Source organism: Paenibacillus sp. P22 (genome assembly GCF_000469945.2).
Lineage (GTDB): Bacteria > Bacillota > Bacilli > Paenibacillales > Paenibacillaceae > Paenibacillus_O > Paenibacillus_O humicus.
Genome location: NZ_CBRA020000109.1, coordinates 13,034 through 30,145, shown reverse-complemented (window position 1 = coordinate 30,145; position 17,112 = coordinate 13,034). Strand labels below are relative to the sequence as shown.

The following is a 17,112-nucleotide window of genomic DNA, read 5'->3' as shown; positions in this document are numbered from 1 at the left end:
ATAGGGTTAACCGTGGAGGTGAAGCAAGAGGTTGATAGGCGTGCTGCTCGGCACGTACAAAACCTAATAGTCGCGTCTTAAATAGTCATGCGTAACACGAGGCGGCGGGGCTATGTAAGGAGGACCGAAGAAGTGGGCGCAATTCCCTTAAAGGACACCCATGTACAACGATCATCCAGCAAGTCTTTCCAATGGCGATGGAAGCATGAAAACCTGCGTTTGATTCTACTGAGCTTAATTATCTCAATCGCGATGACTTTCATGTTTTTGGTGTTGTTGCACGGAACGTCTGAGAAGAACGTCTCCGTAGTGTTGAACGGACAGGAAACGATCCTGAGCACGAAGCAGGATGTCCTGCAGCACCTACTGGATGAACAAGCTATAACTGTCGGACCGCACGACCAGATTTCCGTTCCGCTGAGCGCGGCGCTCAAGGATGGAGACCGGATCATTGTTGATCAGGCTGTGCCGGTGACGATTATGGCTGACGGAAAGACTACGACGGTGTACACGACCGAAAAAACCGTGAAGGCCGCGATCGGAGAGTCCAATATTCCGATTCGCGAGCAAGACAAAATTCTCCCTGACACCTCCTCGCATACGGCGGAGCGCGCTCCGATGGCCACCTTGGCGCCGCCGCGGCGGATCCGCCGCCATTCGTCGTAGCGCTCTCCGTTCGAGAGGCGGCTGTGCAGGACGGCGACTTCGTCTCCGAAGCGTCCCTTGAACCGCTCCACCATCTGAGGCGTCAAGGAAATCTCCGGCACGAGGACGATCGCCTCCATGCCGAGCTCGAGAGCCCGCTGGATGGACTGCATGTAGATTTCGGTCTTGCCGCTTCCCGTCACTCCATGCAGCAGGAACGTCGCCGGCTCGGGAGCTTCAACCGCCGCCTTCAGCCGCACGAACACTTCCCGCTGCGCATCCGTCAGCGGCAGCGGCTCGCTGCGCCGGAACTCGCGGCCGGCGTAAGGATCCCGCTGCTGCTCCGCTTCGCGGATCGCAATCAGGCCTTTGGCCTCGAGCGCCTTGGCGGAGGAGGCGCTGGCGCCCGTCTCCGACAGCATCGCCTGCAGCGTGACCGGCTCGCTCAGTTCAAGAACATATTCCAGCAGCTCCCGCTGCCGGGCAGCCTGCTTCGACATCGCGGACAGCGCCGCCTCCGCGGCGGCCCGATCCTCGGGCGGATACACCGTCAGCTGCTTGCGGACGGCGAGCCGGTCCCGAATCGAGGTCTCTTCGGCCAGCCATCCCGAAGCGAGCGCCCGCTTGATCGCCGCTCCGGCTTCCGGGTAACGCTGCGCGACGAGCTCCAGACGCATGCCGCCGGAGCGCTGCAGCTCTTGAACCAGAGCCGGAGGCAGCTGCTCCAGAGGCAGCTGCTGCTGGGCGACCGCTGCCGGGCTCATGCCCTTGCCATCGTCCTCGCCCCGGCCGGCCGAAACGATTCCCGCGGCGAAGGAATGACTCTCCTCCCGTCCGGCAGCCGATCCGACGTTCCCGGACGGCTCCGCGCGCAGGAGATCGGCTATCCCGGCTCCGTCTTCCGCAAGGCGGATGTACCGTTCGGCCTTGCCTTTGATCGCGGCCGGAATCATCGCCTGCAGCGCGGCCGTCCAAGTGCAGCAGTACTTCCCGCTCATCCATTGGGCGAGCTCGACCAGATCGGGAAGGAGCGGCGGCAGCGGATCCAGCAGCTCGGCGATCGGCTTGAGCTTCCCGGCGCTGTCGGCCGGAGCTTCGGCCGAAAGGCTGACGACGAAGCCTTGCACGGTCCGTCCGCCGAAGGGAACGCCGACACGGCTGCCCGGCTCGATCCACTCCTCCATGGCGGGCGGCACCTCATAGCTGAAGGGCCGGTCCGTCTGACGGCTCGGCACATCGACGATGACGCCGGCGATCATGATATCGGTCCCTTCGGCCCCTTCGAGCCGATCCGCTCCGCGACTAGGCGCAGCAGCCGTTCGCCGGCATCGCGCTTGCTCATCACGGGCAGCGATTCGACCAGGCCGTCCCGGTCGAAGATCCGGACCGCATTGGTGTCGCCGTTGAAGCCCGCCCCTTCCATCGAGACGTCGTTGCCTACGATGAGATCGCAGTTCTTGCGTCGCAGCTTGTCCATCGCATGCTCGTCCAGACGCTCCGTCTCGGCGGCGAAGCCGACGAGGAACTGGCCTTTTTTGCGCTCTCCCAGAGCGGCCAGAATATCGGCCGTCTTCTCCAGCTCAAGGACGAGCGTGCCGCCCGTCTTCTTCAGCTTGGAGGCATGCCGCACGACGGGCCGGTAGTCGGCGACCGCCGCTGCCTTGACCACGATGTCGGCGTCGTCGAATACGCTGTTCGCCGCCTCCAGCATCTCCTGCGCGGATTCTACGCGCATGATCTTCATGCCCCCGGGGAGCGGCTGCGACACGCGGCCGGCGATCAGCGTCACCTGAGCGCCCATGTCGCGGGCGGCTTCCGCGATGGCAAAGCCCATTTTGCCCGAGGAATCATTCGTCAGGTAACGCACGGGATCAAAGCGCTCGACCGTGCCTCCCGCCGTCACGACAACCTTCCTTCCTTCCAGCAGCTTGCCCGCAGCGAAAAACCGCTCGACCGCCAGCACGATCTCCTCCGGCTCGGCCAAGCGGCCCTTGGCCACGTAGCCGCAAGCGAGCTGGCCGGTTCCGGGATCGATGAAGCGGACTCCCCGGCTGCCGAGCAGCTCCATATTCGCCACCGTTGCCGGATGCTCGTACATATGAACATTCATCGCCGGAGCCGCGATGACCGGAGACGTCGCGGCGAGCAGCGTCGCGCCGAGCATGTCGTCGGCCAGTCCGGCCGCCAGCTTCGCCAGCGTGTTGGCCGTAGCCGGCGCGAGCAGGATAAGGTCGGCCTTGTCCGCCAGCTCGATATGGGACACGACAGAGGGATCGCGCTCGTCGAAGGTGTCCAGATATACAGGGTGGCGGGACAGCGTCTGCAGCGTCAGCGGCGCAACGAACTTGGCCGCCGATTCCGTCATGATGACATGCACCTCGGCACCCGCCTGGACCAGCTTGCTGCATAAAGCGGCGCCTTTGTAGGCCGCAATGCCTCCCGTTATGCCAAGAACGATTCTTTTTCCCTGAAGCATGGGGTGTTCTCCTCCCTCATCGGCAATACCCGCCGGCACCGGCCGCTCCGCCGGGTTTGCTTCCGCTAAAAAAATAACAACCGCAGAGGGTTGTTAAGCGTACCGCTATGCTGCTATCTTTCATGCGCCTTCCGCAGCCGGGCTGCGGCCGGCATGTCCTAGTCTTCGTTCCGCTGCTCCACTTGCACGAGATCGTGGTAGATCTCCTCGAGGGCGACGCCTACCTGCTTATGGGATTTCTGTCCGCGCAGCTCGGTCTTCTCTCCGTCCCTCAGGGCACGCGCGCGTCTCGATGCCGCGACGACCAGGGAATACTTGCTGTCGACCTTCTTCATCATTTCGTCAATGGATGGATACAACATGGCTAATCACTCCGTTTCAGGCTTTTTCGGATGCAGTCTGCATATCGTGGGCGAGCCCCGCCAAATAACGTTCCTTGCGGCAATGCTCGGCGGTGACGATGCTCTGGATCCGGTGGCAGGCCGCGTCGATCTCGTCGTTGACGACGGCATAGTCGTAATAGCGGAGCAGGTTGATCTCCTCGGCGGCGACGGACATCCGGGAGTCGATAACTTCCTGGGTTTCCGTGCCGCGTCCGGTGATGCGCTGCTTCAGAATCTCAAGCGAAGGCGGCATCAGAAAAATAAAGACGCCCTCGGGAAACGTTTCCTTGACCTTGAGCGCTCCCTGGACTTCGATCTCTAGAATGATATCCTTGCCGCTGTTGATGGTGCTCTCCACGAAATCGCGGGGAGTGCCGTAATAATTGCCGACGTATTCCGCATGCTCCAGCATGGCTCCGCGAGCCATCATGTCCTGGAACTGCTCCCTCGTCTTGAAGAAGTAATTGATGCCGTCCGTCTCTCCCTGTCTCGGGCTGCGGGTCGTCGCCGACACCGAGTAGACCAGCTCCGGCATCTTGTGGCGGAGCACGGAGCATACCGTGCCCTTGCCGACGCCGGAAGGTCCGGACAATACGATTAATAATCCCTTATTCATAATACTCCCCGCTATTATTCGTCGTGATCGTCATCCTTCGCGGACAACCGGTGCGCGACCGTCTCCGGCTGCACGGCCGACAAAATGACATGGTCGCTGTCCGTAATGATAACCGCCCGCGTGCGCCTGCCGTACGTGGCGTCGATAAGCATGTGGCGATCCCGCGCTTCCTGAATGATTCTCTTGATCGGCGCCGATTCCGGACTTACGATCGAAATAATCCGGTTAGCCGATACGATGTTGCCGAAGCCGATATTGATGAGCTTGATAGCCATGTCAGGTTCTCCCTCCGGACAGATTGGAACAGATCGGCGGTCTTCCAAGAAGGTCCGCCATCTGGCAATGGGCAGAACCATTGCAACTAGTGTTGACACAAAAAACACGGCGCAAACGTTCCGTCCGCCGTTCCGGCGGCCGTCCCAAGCGTCATCCCGTTTCGCACCCGGGCATAAGCCCAGGCGGACAGTCGTGTACCTATTCTAATCGATATTCGCCAAACGAACAAGGTTCAAAGCGATTTCGGGAGAAAAATAGAATCCGGGGCGTAATTTGCGCTTGAAACGCCCTTCCTGGCTTGCCGGCGATCTTCCCCCGGGAGCCCGCGCTTCGATGAAGCCTGCCCTTTTCCCGTCCGCCGGCTAAGCGGCCCGAAGCCGCCTGTTCGCGGCGAAGAGATGTCGCAGGACGGCCGGCGCATCAACTCCGCTGCACGGGCGCCTTCATCCGGATAAAGCAAAAATCCGCCCACGCGGGCGGATCTCCTCAAGAGCCCGGACAGCTCCCTACACGGTTCCGCGGAATGCTTCCGCCGCCGGTCCGGTCATGTACACATGATTGTCTTCCTCGTTCCATTCGATCAGCAAATCCCCGCCCTTGAGCGATACCGTCGCCTTGCGGTCGGTCAGCCCGTTGAGCACGGAGGAGACGACGGTCGCGCATGCTCCCGTGCCGCATGCCAGCGTCGGACCCGCGCCGCGCTCCCATACGCGCATGTCCGCCTGGCTGCGGGAGTTGACGGTCACGAACTCAACGTTCGTCTTGCGCGGGAAGAGCGGATGCGTCTCCAGCTTGGGGCCCCAGGCGGCAAGATCGAATCCGGCCGCGTCGTCGACATAGATGACCGCGTGGGGGTTGCCCATCGAGACGGCCGTGAACCGGAACTCCCGTCCGTCCACTTCGACCGGATGCCCGATGACCCGGTCGGCATCGACCGTCGTCGGAACCTGCAGCCCCTGCAGGATCGGCTCGCCCATGTCGACGCGGATGTAAGCCGCCTTGCCGTCTTGCGCGGTGATCTCGACCTGCTGCACGCCGGCTCCGAGCGTTTCGATCGTCAGCCGTTCCTTGTCCGTATGGCCGTTGTCGAAGACATACTTGGCTACGCAGCGGATCGCGTTGCCGCACTGCTCCGCCTCGGACCCGTCGGAATTGATGATGCGCATGCGGAAGTCCGCCCTATCGGAAGGCAGGATATAGACGAGCCCGTCGGCTCCGATGCCGAAGAAACGGTTGCACAGGGAGACCGCAAGCTCGTCCACCCCGGCCGGAAGGTCTTTTTCTCCGAATACGACGATAAAATCATTGCCTAGACCGTGCATTTTGGTGAATTCCACGATAGATGCTCTCCTTTTGATATGCCGAAGCATTGATGGCCTGTTGGTCGCCGCCGCTGCGGGCGGCCGTCGTTATTAGGATAGCGCATCAAGCCGGGCAAGGCTATTCCCGATTGCGTCTAAGATTTGTACTTTTTCCCCGCGCCTCCCCGTCGGCCGCGGCGAAAGCAGCCGGAGACCGGCAGCTCCCGCCGGCCGGCTTCGTCCTCTCTGCCGAACGCAAGGGCATTGATTTCATGAATGGCGCCGATGTCCGGCGGCATCTCCGTTCTTATTCTCCATCTGTAAGGCCTCCTGGAATGCTTCCTTGCTTTCTCTACTATAATTCTCTGACTTGAGGGGTAAAACGCGGCAAAGCCCCCCGGCGTCCAGCCGGGGGGCTTTGCTTCGCAGGCAACAACGTCTGACGCGGCGCTCCGGAATCCGCTCAGCGGGCGCTTGTCTGTCCGCCCGTATAGGAGATGCGGGCTTTCGGCTTGCGCCGCTTGGACGATCCAAGCACGCTGCCCACTCCCATCAGGAACGTCGGGATGCCGCCGGCCACGAAGACGAGGCACCATTCGCGGAATCCGATCGGAACCGTCTTGAAGATCGGCTGCAGGGCGGGAACGTACACGACGGCCAGCATGAGGCCCAGCGAAGAAAGGACCGACAGGACCAGATACTTGTTCTGCAGCATGTTGCGGTGGAAGATCGACCGGGAGCTGCGGCAATCGAACACATGGATCAGCTGCGCCATGACGAGCGTGACAAAGGCGACGGTCTGGGCGAGCACGAGGCCGTCCGCGTTTTGCGGAGCCGTCTTCAAGGTGATCCAGAACGCCCCCAGCGTGCAGACGCCGATCAGCACGCCGCGGCTGACGATCTTCCATCCGAGGCGGCGGGCAAAAATATTTTCCTTGGCTGACCTGGGCTTCTGCGTCATGAGGTCGCTCTCGGCCTGATCGACGCCGAGCGCCATCGCCGGCAGCCCGTCGGTCACAAGGTTGACCCACAGAATCTGGATCGGCAGCAGCGGCAGCGGCAATCCGGCCATCATCGCCAGGAACATCGTCAGGATCTCCCCGACATTGGACGCCAGCAAATAGCGGATGAACTTGCGGATATTCTCGTAAATGCCCCTGCCTTCCTCGATCGCGGCCACGATGCTCGAGAAGTTGTCGTCTCCGAGCACGAGCGAGGAAGCTTCCTTGGACACATCCGTGCCGGTAATGCCCATGGCGATGCCGATATCCGCCGCCTTGATGGCCGGCGCGTCGTTGACGCCGTCTCCCGTCATGGCGACGACATGCCCCTTGCGCTGAAGCGACTTGACGATGCGCAGCTTATGCTCGGGCGAAACACGGGCATAGACGTAGATGTTGTCGACAACCTTATCCAGCTCGTCGTCGGACATGCCGGCAAGCTCCCGTCCGCTGATCGACAGGCCGCCGCGCGGCATGATGCCGAGCTGGGCGGCGATCGCCTCGGCGGTCAGCTGGTGGTCGCCCGTAATCATGACGGTCTTGATGCCGGCGCGGCGGCATGTCGCGATGGCGCCCTGGACTTCACGGCGCGGCGGATCGATCATGCCGGTAAGGCCGGCGAAAACGAGCTGGCTCTCCGTGTCTTCGGCGCTCTCGCATTTGTCATGCGGACGAAGATCCCGGTAAGCGAGTCCGAGCACCCGCAGCGCGGACTGGGCCATGCCCTCCTGCGCCTGCTGCACCTTCTGCCGGAGCGTGCCGGTGAACGGCACAACCTTGCCTTCCCACAGAATATACGAGCAGCGCTCCAGGAGCATGTCCGGCGCTCCCTTCACGCAGGCGATCCGTCCGCCTTGATGCGACACGATCACGGACATGCGCTTGCGCTCCGAGTCGAACGGGAATTCCCGCTCCCGCTTGTACAGGCCGCCGAGCGAGCTTTGGCTGAGTCCCATCTTGGCCGCCAGCACGACGAGCGCGCCTTCCGTCGGGTCGCCTTTGAGCGACCATTCTTCCTTCGGCTCCGTCTGGCCCCCTTTGCTTTTGCGCTCCGCACCTTCCTCGGCGCGGATCAGCTCCGCATTGTTGCACAGCGCCGCGACCTGCAGCATGCGCCGCAGCGAAGCGTCGTCCTTGGCCTCTATCTGCTGGCCGTCCGCGAAGCAGCCTCCGGCGGGCTCATATCCTTCGCCGGTGACCTCGAACTGGCGGCTTCCGCTCCAGATGCGGGTGACCGTCATTTTGTTCTGCGTCAGCGTGCCGGTCTTATCCGAGCAGATGACGGAGGCGCAGCCCAGCGTTTCGACCGACGGCAGCTTGCGCACAATCGCCTTGCGCTTGATCATCCGCTGGACTCCCAGTGCGAGCGCCACCGTCACGATTGCCGGCAGCCCTTCCGGAATGGCCGCCACCGCCAGGCTGACGCCCGCGAGGAACATTCCGTAGGCAGGCTGGCCGTGCAGGATGCCGGCCACGACGACCATGACCGTCAGGAAAAGCGCGACGACGATGAGGATTTTGCCCAGCTGCTCCAGCCTTCGCTGCAAAGGCGTCTCCATCTCGTCCGTCTGCTGGATGAGATCCGCGATCTTGCCCATCTCCGTATTCATTCCTGTTCTCACGACGATGCCGGTGCCGGTGCCTCCGGTCAGCATCGTGCCCATGAAGCCCATATTCCGCATGTCCCCGAGCGGCAGCTCTTCCTCGGCGATCGCGTGGCAATGCTTGCTTACCGGCACGGATTCCCCGGTGAGCGCCGATTCCTCGGCCTGGCAGCTGTTGGCGGTCAGGAAGCGCAGGTCGGCCGGAACGCGGTCGCCGCTTTTCAGCAGCACGATATCGCCCGGCACGAGCTCGCTGGCCGGGACCGCATCCGATTTGCCTCCGCGCAGAACATGGGCGATCGGAGCGGACAGCTCCTTGAGGGCGCGCAGCGACCGCTCCGCTCTGAACTCCTGCACGAATCCGAGAATCGAGTTGATGACAATGATGGCGATGATCGTAATCGCGTCGAGATATTCCCCCAGCAGACCCGAAATCAGCGTCGCCCCGATCAGGACGAGCACCATAAAATCCTTGAACTGGTTCAAAAACAGCTTCACCGGCGACAGCTTCTCTCCTTCGGACAGCTCGTTGCGGCCATGCTCGGCCAGCCGCTTGGCAGCCTCCTCCGCCGATAAACCGTTGTCCGGAGAGCTGCCGAGCTGGCTGAGCAGCTGTTCCTCCGCCAGCTGGTGCCACTTCCTATTCTCCATTCGACTCTTCTCCCTCCCGCAGATGGCACGATAATGCTGCGGGCAGCACCCGCAAGGCTCTAGGACACTATATGAGGACAATCCCCGAAATATCCCTTGTCCTTGTCGTTATGGTAGAATAAGACGGCAATACAACCTGCGCCGCATGGACGACAAGGCGCGCACGAAAGGATCGACCCTCATGGCATTGGACGGCATCGTAACCCGCGCCGCCGTAAGCGAGCTCCAGCAGCTCGTCGGCGGACGCATTCATAAAATCCATCAACCGACCGCGCACGATCTCGTTGTTCAGACACGCGGAGCAGGCGGGGGGCGCAAGCTTCTGATTTCGGCCAACCCGACTTATCCGAGAATCCACTTCACGGAACGCAGCTACCAGAATCCGATGGAGCCGCCGATGTTCTGCATGCTGCTTCGCAAATACTGCGAAGGCGGCCAGATCGAAGCGGTCCGCCAGATCGGCATGGAGCGCGTCATCGAGCTGGACATCCGCCAGCGCGACGAGCTTGGCGACCTGACGCTGAAGACGATCATCATCGAGCTCATGGGCCGCCACAGCAACATCATTCTGGTCGACACCGCGACGAGAACGATCCACGACGGAATCCATCACGTGACGCCGGCGATCAGCAGCTACCGCATTGTCATGCCGGGCACGGCGTATACGGCTCCGCCCGACCAGCACAAGACCGACCCGCTCCATTTGACGGAGGAAAATGATTTCGCCCGCATTCTGGGCGAGGCGGCTGGCAGCGAAGCCGATCTGGAGCAGCCCGGCAAGCCGCTCGACAAGCTGCTCGTGGCGGCGCTTAGCGGCTTCAGTCCCTTGCTGGCGCGAGAGCTGGCCTACCGCGCCGGCTCCGTCGACGCCGGCGACGGCTCGGAGCTGCATCGGCTGTGGACCGTCTTTTCCTCCTTCATGGAGTCGGTGCGCAGCGGCCGCTACGCTCCCAACATTGTGGAGACGCCGGCCGGCAAAAGCTATTTCTCCATTATCGAGCTGACGCATCTGAAAGGAGAGCGCCGCGGCTTCGAGAGCATAAGCCAATGCCTGGAAGCCTTCTATGGGGAAAAGGCCAGCCGCGACACCGTCAAGCAGCGGGTGTCGGACATGATCCGCTTCCTCCAGAACGAGAAAGCCAAAAACGTCAAGAAAGTGGACAAGCTGAACGAGACGCTGGAAGAAGCGAAGGGCGCCGACAAATACCGCATTCTCGGAGAGCTGCTGACGACGTATATGCATGCCTTCTCCAAAGGCGACCGTTCCGTGGAGCTGGAAAACTACTATGACGAGAATGCGGCTAGCGTCACGATCGAGCTGGATCCGCAGCTATCCCCTTCGGACAATGCCCAGCGGTACTTCCGGCGTTATACAAAGTTCCGCAACAGCACCGAAGCGGTGAAGGAGCAGATGGCGCTCGCCGGCACCGAAATCGCCTATCTCGACTCCCTGCTGCAGCAGCTGGACACCGCTTCTCTGGAGGACATCGAGGAAATTCGCGAGGAGCTCGTAGCGGAAGGCTACCTGCGCGCGCGCGGGAAGCGGGGAGCCAAGCGCAAGAAGGCCGCAAGGCCCGCCCTGCTCTGCTACACGTCATCCGAAGGCATCGCCATCTATGTAGGGAAAAACAATACGCAGAACGAATATTTGACCAACCGGCTCGCCTCTCAAGGCGACACTTGGCTGCATACGAAGGATATTCCCGGCTCGCATGTCGTCATCCGCTCTGCCGAGTTTGGGAATGCTACGCTCGAGGAGGCCGCGATGCTGGCCGCCCATTACAGCCAGGCCCGCAGCTCCAGCATGGTTCCGGTCGACTACACGCTGATCCGCCATGTGCACAAGCCGAGCGGCTCCAAGCCGGGATTCGTCATCTACGACCGGCAGAAAACGCTCTTCATCACCCCGGATGAAGCCCGCCTGCAGGAGCTTCCATCCGCAGTCAAAGCTTGATGCGTCCGGGCAATTGCCGCTAAAGCCGCTCTGAAATCGTCTATCCTGAAAAATGGATCCTGCCTGCCTTCGAATCTCATGCCGGGATCCTGGATAAGAAACTGGCTCCAGCCATCTTTCAAAGGGGAAAGAAAACCTATGCGCTTTTTGACAGCAGTGTTGATCCGTCCCCTTGTGAGCTCGCTGCTTCTCCTCTGCTTGTTCGCAGCATGGGCTATGCTGATCGGAAGGCGGCATACCGCCGTCTTTGACGAGCGGGTGTCCGATGCCGTGCAGGGAGTCGCCTCCGATGCCGTGACCGCCGTCATGAAGGGATTTACGACAGCAGGCTCCGGTCCCTGGGTTACAGGGATTGTGCTTGTGATCGTCGCTGCCTTGCTCCTCGTCGGCTATCGCAGGGAGCTGATCTTTTTTGCCGGCGTCATCGTCGGTTCCAGCCTGCTGAACGTGCTGCTCAAGCTTATTTTCCACCGCGCCAGGCCGGATGTGCATCGAATCATCGACGCGGCGGGCTACAGCTTTCCGAGCGGCCATTCCATGGCTGCCTTCACGCTTTACGGCGTGACGATCTATTTCCTTTGGAAGCATCTTGCTCGCTCTTGGATGAAGGCCGCCGCCGTGTCGGCGGGAATCGTCATGATCCTCATGATCGGAATCAGCCGGATCTATCTGGGCGTTCACTATCCGAGCGACGTACTGGGAGGCTATCTGATCAGTGCAGCCTGGCTGACGGCAAGCATCGGATGGTATGAACGCTATCTGGAGGAAAGATGGAGATCGAGGAAGTTCCGCTCCGTCGGCCGAGGCTGAAAGCATGTTGCGGAAGGCGGCAGGCACGAGGCTAAGCTCGCCGAATCAATAAAAAACGAAAAAGGCCGGGGGGGACTGACCCCCGTTTGTGAGACAGGGATCAAAACACCTTCAAGCTAAGTGGCCAGTCGTCGAAAATCAACCGGCGACTGGTTTTTTAGTTTTGCTTGAATACGAATTGAGTTATAGTAGGTGATGTACTCTCGAACGGTTTGTTCAACGATTGCCGTCGTTGTACGAGTGAGTCCTTCGAGATAGAACGTTTCAGACTTTAGAGTGGAATGAAACGATTCGATGGGGGCATTATCAGCGGGTGTTCCCTTGCGGGACATGCTCATGGTAATGCCTTTTCCTTTTATGGCCCTTTGGTATGCCTGAGACGTATAGACACTGCCTTGATCGCTGTGCAACAGCATCCCAGGCTGATCGGGAAGCTGGCGCAACGTGTCCAGTACAATCTCAGTATCCTGCTTGTCAGCGATACTGTAGGCTACAACCTCGCCATTATATAAGTCCAAGATGCTCGATAAATATAACATTCTGCTGCCGAAGGGCAAATACGTAATATCCGTTACGAGCTTATTCAGCGGTCCGTCTGCTTGAAACTGCCGTTTTAACAGATGCTCGGCTGGTTGTGCTGGCTGTCCAGTCGGTTTGCGCTTCTTAACCCTGACTCGACATTGCAATCCTTCACGCTGCATGATTCGTTGTACGCGTTTGTGGTTGATCGACTGTTCTTTTTGGAGCAGCGCGGTGATTTTGCGATACCCATAACGAAACCTGTGCTCTTGGCAGCGTTGACGGATTATCTCCACGATGGGATTCGTTTGCTTCGTCTCATAGGCTGCTTTCCAACGATAGTACGTGGCACGAGCGATTCCTAGCCATGCACAAGCCTGCTTTACACACACCTCTCCCCGAATGGCTTCTATCCAAGCGACTACGGCCTTAGGTGACACATCCTCTCCAACTCCTGGTACTTTTTTAGCACGTCCACCTGCTGTTTCAGAAACCGATTTTCCGCCTTCAGCTTCTCAAGTTCAGAAGCGTACTCTGGGCCTTTGCCATACCTGTATTGCTTGCCCACAGGTTGCTCGAGCCGATGCAGCTCGCCCTTGCGATACCAGCTCATCCAAACCTTTAACTGAGTCCCATTCTTGATTCCGAGTTGATCCATAACCTGTTGAACGGGTACGCCAGCCAATCTCATTTCAATCGCTTGCATCTTTATCTCTACCGCATAGCTAACTCTTGTTGCCAACGTAAAAACACCTCCAAGGTTGTCTCCCATATCTGTCGACATGGTTGCATTCTTCTTGAAGGTGTTTTAATTTGTCTCACGTAACGGGGTCAGTCCCCGTCATGACAATGACTGGGGCGGTCTTTTTTTTTTTAGTGCAATTGTTCGAGGAGGCATACGCATGCATGAGGCTGAGTGAATCCCGCATGGCGGAAGGAGAAGGGCGGCAATCCCACACGGCGAAATGAGAACCAGCTGTAGAATTAATGGGGAAAAGGGGATAAATCAGGACTTAAAAAAGGACTTGAAAAAGGACTGGGAACACGGATTCGGCAAGCGAAAGATTTCAATTGCCAGGATGTTCAATGGATGGTATAACCTACCTTGGAATCGTTTTTATGTGGATTATATGGAGGAATATGGGTGGGGAACAAGAGAATCGGCATCAGAATTGTGGCTGCAGGACTATCGGGCTTGCTCGCTGCGACGATCGCAGCTCCATCGAGCGGATTCGCCAGCGGGACAAGCGCCGGCACGACAGCCGCGGCATCGGCGCCTTCGGCTTCGAGGGCGAGCGATATCCAGGGGCACTGGGCCCAGAGCGAGCTGGAAAAATGGCTGGCGGAAGGCAAGCTGAAAGGGTATGACGACGGAAGCGTGCATCCCAACGATCCGGTCAAGCGCAGCGAGCTCGCCGCTCTGATCAACCGGGCGTTCGGCCTTCAGGGCGCTTCGGCAGCCGGTTTCAAGGATATCAAGCCGGGCAGCTGGGAATATTCCACGGTGGCGACAGCCGTTTACGCCGGTTATGCGGGCGGTTATGAGGACGGCACGTTCCGTCCGTCCGCCAAGGTCACTCGTCAAGAAGCGGCGGTCATGCTGGCGAGCGCATCCGGCAGCAAAGGCGGCGCGGAAGCTCCGGCGGCATTCGCGGATGCGGACAAGCTGGCTTCCTGGAGCCGGGCGGCAGTCGCGTCTCTCGTATCTCAAGGCGTGCTGAACGGCTACAAGGATGGCACGTTCCGTCCTGGAGGCCATCTGACGAGAGCTGAAGCCATCGTCGCGATCGGCAAAGCCGCGCAGGCTGCCGAGGCGGCAAAAGGCACGCTCTACAGCAGCGAAGGCGTCTTCGGTCCGCTGGCGGGATCGCGCACGCTCAAAGGAGACGTGTCGGTCACGGCCCCCGGCGTCACGATCCGGAATACCGTTGTCGAAGGAGACCTTGTCCTTGGCGAGGGCATCGGCGAGGGCGACGTCTTCCTTGCCGGAGTCGCCGTCAAGGGAACGACGTATGTGCGCGGAGGCGGCCTTCACTCCGTCCATATCCAGAACGGAACGCTTTTCCGCGTCTTCGTCGAGAAGAAGGGCTCTCCGGTACGGATCGCCGCAAGCGGCGGCACCGTTCTGGATGAGCTGACCTTCCGTTCGACTACGGCAGGCTCGCTTCTTGAACTGAGCGCCGGGACGACGGTCCGCAAGCTTGTTCTGGATGCTCCTATTGAAGCGAGTGGAACAGGCGTTATCAAGGATGCCCTGCTTGGAACGGGAGCTTCGGCGTCCAAGTTCGAGACGGCGCCTCAAGCCTTGAGCGGAGCCGGTGTCCCAACCCCATCGCCGAGCAGCGCGCCGATCGTCGGCGGGGGAGGCTTCTTCCCGGTCCCGGTGCCCTCAGCGACGCCAGCGCCTACGGCGACTGTTGCGCCGACGCCGAGCCCAACGCCGACGGCGACTGTTGCGCCGAGCCTGAGTCCAGCACCTACGGCGACACCGTCCGTCGCACCTACACTGACGCCAGCGCCGACTATAGCGCCAACGCTGAGCCCTCCGCCAACGGTGGCGCCGACCGTCCAGCCGACGACAACTCCGCCGCCATGGTTTCCCGGGCAGCAGGCCGCTCTTTCTTCCTTGTCCATCAGCGGTTATCCCCTTGCTTGGTGGGGAGACAGCGGCAAGACAGGATTCGATCCGAAAGAGCATGAGTACAAGGTCGTCCTTCCTCTTAGCTATGCAGCCGGACCGCTGCAAGTGAACGCCGCCGCTTCCGGCGATCTGAAGGTGAGCGTAGAAGTTCAGACGGTATATGGAGAAGAGGTAGCTCCCAAGGCGGCTCTGAAAAACGGCTCGTTCACTTATGTTCAAGCTGCGCGCCAAGCCAATTATGTCTATGTCGGCATGGCTGGTCTGGACGGAGAGAGCCTTGGAGGCTATACAATTCTCGTTACCTACGAGCGTACGCTTGCGGAGAAGACGACCGTCAGTCCGGGCTTATTCGACATCAGTGGGCTTAAAGCAGGCGATCGCGTAAGCCTGTTCCTGAATAAATCGGATGAGACGGCATACGATGCACAAGTGGCCACTAACGATTCCGTTTCTCTAAGGGCAAGCACCAGCATGGAAGGAACGGTCTGGCTGAGCCTCAATGGGGGGGAGAAGGAGGCTTGCTCCTACAATTTCTATCCTTTGGAGCCGAACTCCGCCGCTGGTCTGACGGCCTCTCAATTGACCGATGCGGAAATGAAAGACAGACATCTTGACGGCAACTATTCCATCCGGTTGAGCTTTGACGGACAGCCTCTCGGCGTTGCGGGTGCTGTCTACGCGGCAGCCGGCAGCTGGAGAGCCGATCCCGGGCAGCATGCCACCCGCGAGGAGGGCAAACGCTATTTGGCGACGGATGGCGCCCTCCGAAAAATTAATACTCCTTTCACGGAGATTTATTGGGACTGGGGATACGCTCCGAGCGATTTTGATACGTACTTCAAGGTCTTTTTCTACGATGCTTCCTATCATGTGGTAGGCTTTGCCGTTGTTCCGCTGCATGTCAAGACGGCAGTCAATCCGGCTGTTGTCCGCGAGATGATCAAACGGATTCCGGTGCCTGTGACATTGGATTTCGAGAGCTTGGTCATCGACGCCCGAGCCGCTTACAACAGGCTCAGTCAAGCGGAGCAGGCTTTGGTGACGAATTCGGCGGACCTGCTCTCCGCCGAAGCTGCGATAGCCAGGCTGAAACAGCCTGAACAGATAGGCGACGTCATCAAAGGCTTGACTGTGGAAGGAATGACGCTCGATAAGCCTTTTGATCCGATGACACAGGTATATGTCGCTTCGGGCGGGATAGCAGGCTCGGCGACTTCCGTAAAGTTCAATTTTGACTTTAATGCAGAAAAAGTTTCCATCCATGCTCAAACGGAAGGCATGGTTCAGGACAAGCAGGTAAAAGCAAAGCTCAACAATGGATCCTTTGAATTTAATTTCGACAGCAGATTCATGAGTACGGTTCGATTTGATGTAAGTTCGAAGACGGGTGATCTCATTAGTTATTCCTTCCTGCTCGCTCCATCTTACCGGCTTGGCTTTACGGCTGCTGGATATTTTTCCGTCATCGGCGCTGGGGCAGATACGGTGGTAAAGGTTTATTCAAGCCCGGAAGCGGTTGAGCCGCTTGTTCAAGGAAGAGGATACAGCGATATAAGAGCGTTCTCGACAAAGCTTTGGAACAGGGATCTCCAAGGGGAGAAAGGAAGCATTTGGGTTTCGATTGCCAAGGATGGGCAAGCCGAATCCCCGAGAATAGAAGCGAAGTATGACTTCACTCCCTTGAATTTCATTCCTGGAAACCAATTCCTGATTGCGACCGACAATCCCAATGGAGACCTGGAAATGATGCAAAATGTGGGATTTTCATTCGTTTCAGCTACTGGATTAAAGGCAAATCCCGCTGCTATGGGCATGAATGTCCGTTATGTTTCGTATATCCAGAGTCCTTTTGAAGGTCAAGGAATAACGGTACAAACGGCCGTTCAAGACGTCTTCTATTCTGATGTCGATAGTTCTCGCGGTATCGTTACCTATAATTCCGACGCCCGCAAGAGAACAATCACGAAAATCGTTGTCATGTACGACGAGAAGTTGAACCCCATCGGATTCAACTTCAATGATTATCCGGTCGCCATTCATGTGACGCCTAAAGTAGTCATCACTCTAATCAAGCAAATATCCGTCTTCAACTCGGAAGCTTACTTCGTTGAAATCGCACGGGCTGCCTATGATCTTTTGAACGAGGAGCAAAAGGGCCAGGTTACGAATCTGGCCACGTTGACGGCAGCTGAAGCGGCGTTGAGCCATCCTTAATCGTCATGCAGCGCCGACCAG

Annotated in this window: 11 protein-coding genes and 1 pseudogene; 4 read left to right on the top strand and 8 right to left on the bottom strand. The window is 59.2% G+C overall.

All coding sequences use genetic code 11. The features are described from left to right. Positions 1-87: 87 nt before the first annotated feature. Positions 88-534, top strand: a pseudogene (locus tag BN871_RS29935) (ubiquitin-like domain-containing protein); the annotation flags it as partial. Here the strand turns inward: BN871_RS29935 and BN871_RS29140 are convergent. The 7 genes from BN871_RS29140 to BN871_RS15700 all read right to left on the bottom strand — a co-directional run bounded on the left by BN871_RS29140 (position 459) and on the right by BN871_RS15700 (position 8,953). Next, on the bottom strand, positions 459-1,904 hold the full coding sequence (locus BN871_RS29140) for a DEAD/DEAH box helicase (RefSeq protein WP_053086989.1): 1,446 nt from the start codon (positions 1,902-1,904) through the stop codon (positions 459-461). The pseudogene BN871_RS29935 and the gene BN871_RS29140 sit on opposite strands and share 76 nt — an antisense overlap. Then, a complete protein-coding gene (gene coaBC, locus BN871_RS15725; protein WP_048747189.1) occupies positions 1,901-3,121 on the bottom strand; it encodes a bifunctional phosphopantothenoylcysteine decarboxylase/phosphopantothenate--cysteine ligase CoaBC in 1,221 nt (406 codons plus the stop codon). Before coaBC ends, BN871_RS29140 begins: the two co-directional genes overlap by 4 nt. A gap of 158 nt (positions 3,122-3,279) precedes the next feature. Beyond that, positions 3,280-3,483: a DNA-directed RNA polymerase subunit omega gene (gene rpoZ, locus BN871_RS15720; RefSeq protein WP_048747187.1), complete on the bottom strand. Its 204-nt coding sequence runs from the start codon at positions 3,481-3,483 to the stop codon at positions 3,280-3,282. 16 nt (positions 3,484-3,499) lie between these two features. Then, positions 3,500-4,120 carry a guanylate kinase gene (gene gmk, locus BN871_RS15715; protein ID WP_048747185.1) on the bottom strand — a complete coding sequence of 207 codons (621 nt, stop codon included), beginning with the start codon at positions 4,118-4,120 and terminating at the stop codon, positions 3,500-3,502. A 14-nt stretch (positions 4,121-4,134) separates the two neighbouring features. Continuing rightward, positions 4,135-4,395 carry an extracellular matrix/biofilm regulator RemA gene (remA, locus tag BN871_RS15710; RefSeq protein WP_006036475.1) on the bottom strand — a complete coding sequence of 87 codons (261 nt, stop codon included), beginning with the start codon at positions 4,393-4,395 and terminating at the stop codon, positions 4,135-4,137. Positions 4,396-4,902: 507 nt separating this feature from the next. Beyond that, the gene (gene dapF / locus BN871_RS15705) at positions 4,903-5,733 is read right to left on the bottom strand and encodes a diaminopimelate epimerase (RefSeq protein ID WP_048747182.1); all 831 of its coding nucleotides are present in this window, start codon (positions 5,731-5,733) and stop codon (positions 4,903-4,905) included. A gap of 427 nt (positions 5,734-6,160) precedes the next feature. Then, positions 6,161-8,953 carry a calcium-translocating P-type ATPase, SERCA-type gene (locus tag BN871_RS15700; protein WP_048747180.1) on the bottom strand — a complete coding sequence of 931 codons (2,793 nt, stop codon included), beginning with the start codon at positions 8,951-8,953 and terminating at the stop codon, positions 6,161-6,163. A 181-nt stretch (positions 8,954-9,134) separates the two neighbouring features. Between BN871_RS15700 and BN871_RS15695 the strand changes: the two genes are divergently transcribed. Then, positions 9,135-10,907: an NFACT family protein gene (locus BN871_RS15695; RefSeq protein WP_048747200.1), complete on the top strand. Its 1,773-nt coding sequence runs from the start codon at positions 9,135-9,137 to the stop codon at positions 10,905-10,907. A gap of 138 nt (positions 10,908-11,045) precedes the next feature. Then, complete coding sequence (locus tag BN871_RS15690; protein ID WP_048747178.1) at positions 11,046-11,717, top strand: phosphatase PAP2 family protein; 672 nt, start codon at positions 11,046-11,048, stop codon at positions 11,715-11,717. A 116-nt stretch (positions 11,718-11,833) separates the two neighbouring features. Here the strand turns inward: BN871_RS15690 and BN871_RS15685 are convergent. Next, positions 11,834-12,978 (bottom strand): IS3 family transposase gene (locus BN871_RS15685; RefSeq protein WP_373864564.1). Its coding sequence is split into 2 segments (ribosomal slippage): positions 11,834-12,690 and positions 12,690-12,978, totalling 1,146 coding nucleotides; the frame shifts between segments, so codons are not numbered across the junction. Between the two features lie 402 nt (positions 12,979-13,380). Here BN871_RS15685 and BN871_RS15675 point away from each other — a divergent pair. After that, positions 13,381-17,091 carry an S-layer homology domain-containing protein gene (locus BN871_RS15675; RefSeq protein WP_048747176.1) on the top strand — a complete coding sequence of 1,237 codons (3,711 nt, stop codon included), beginning with the start codon at positions 13,381-13,383 and terminating at the stop codon, positions 17,089-17,091. Positions 17,092-17,112: the final 21 nt, after the last annotated feature.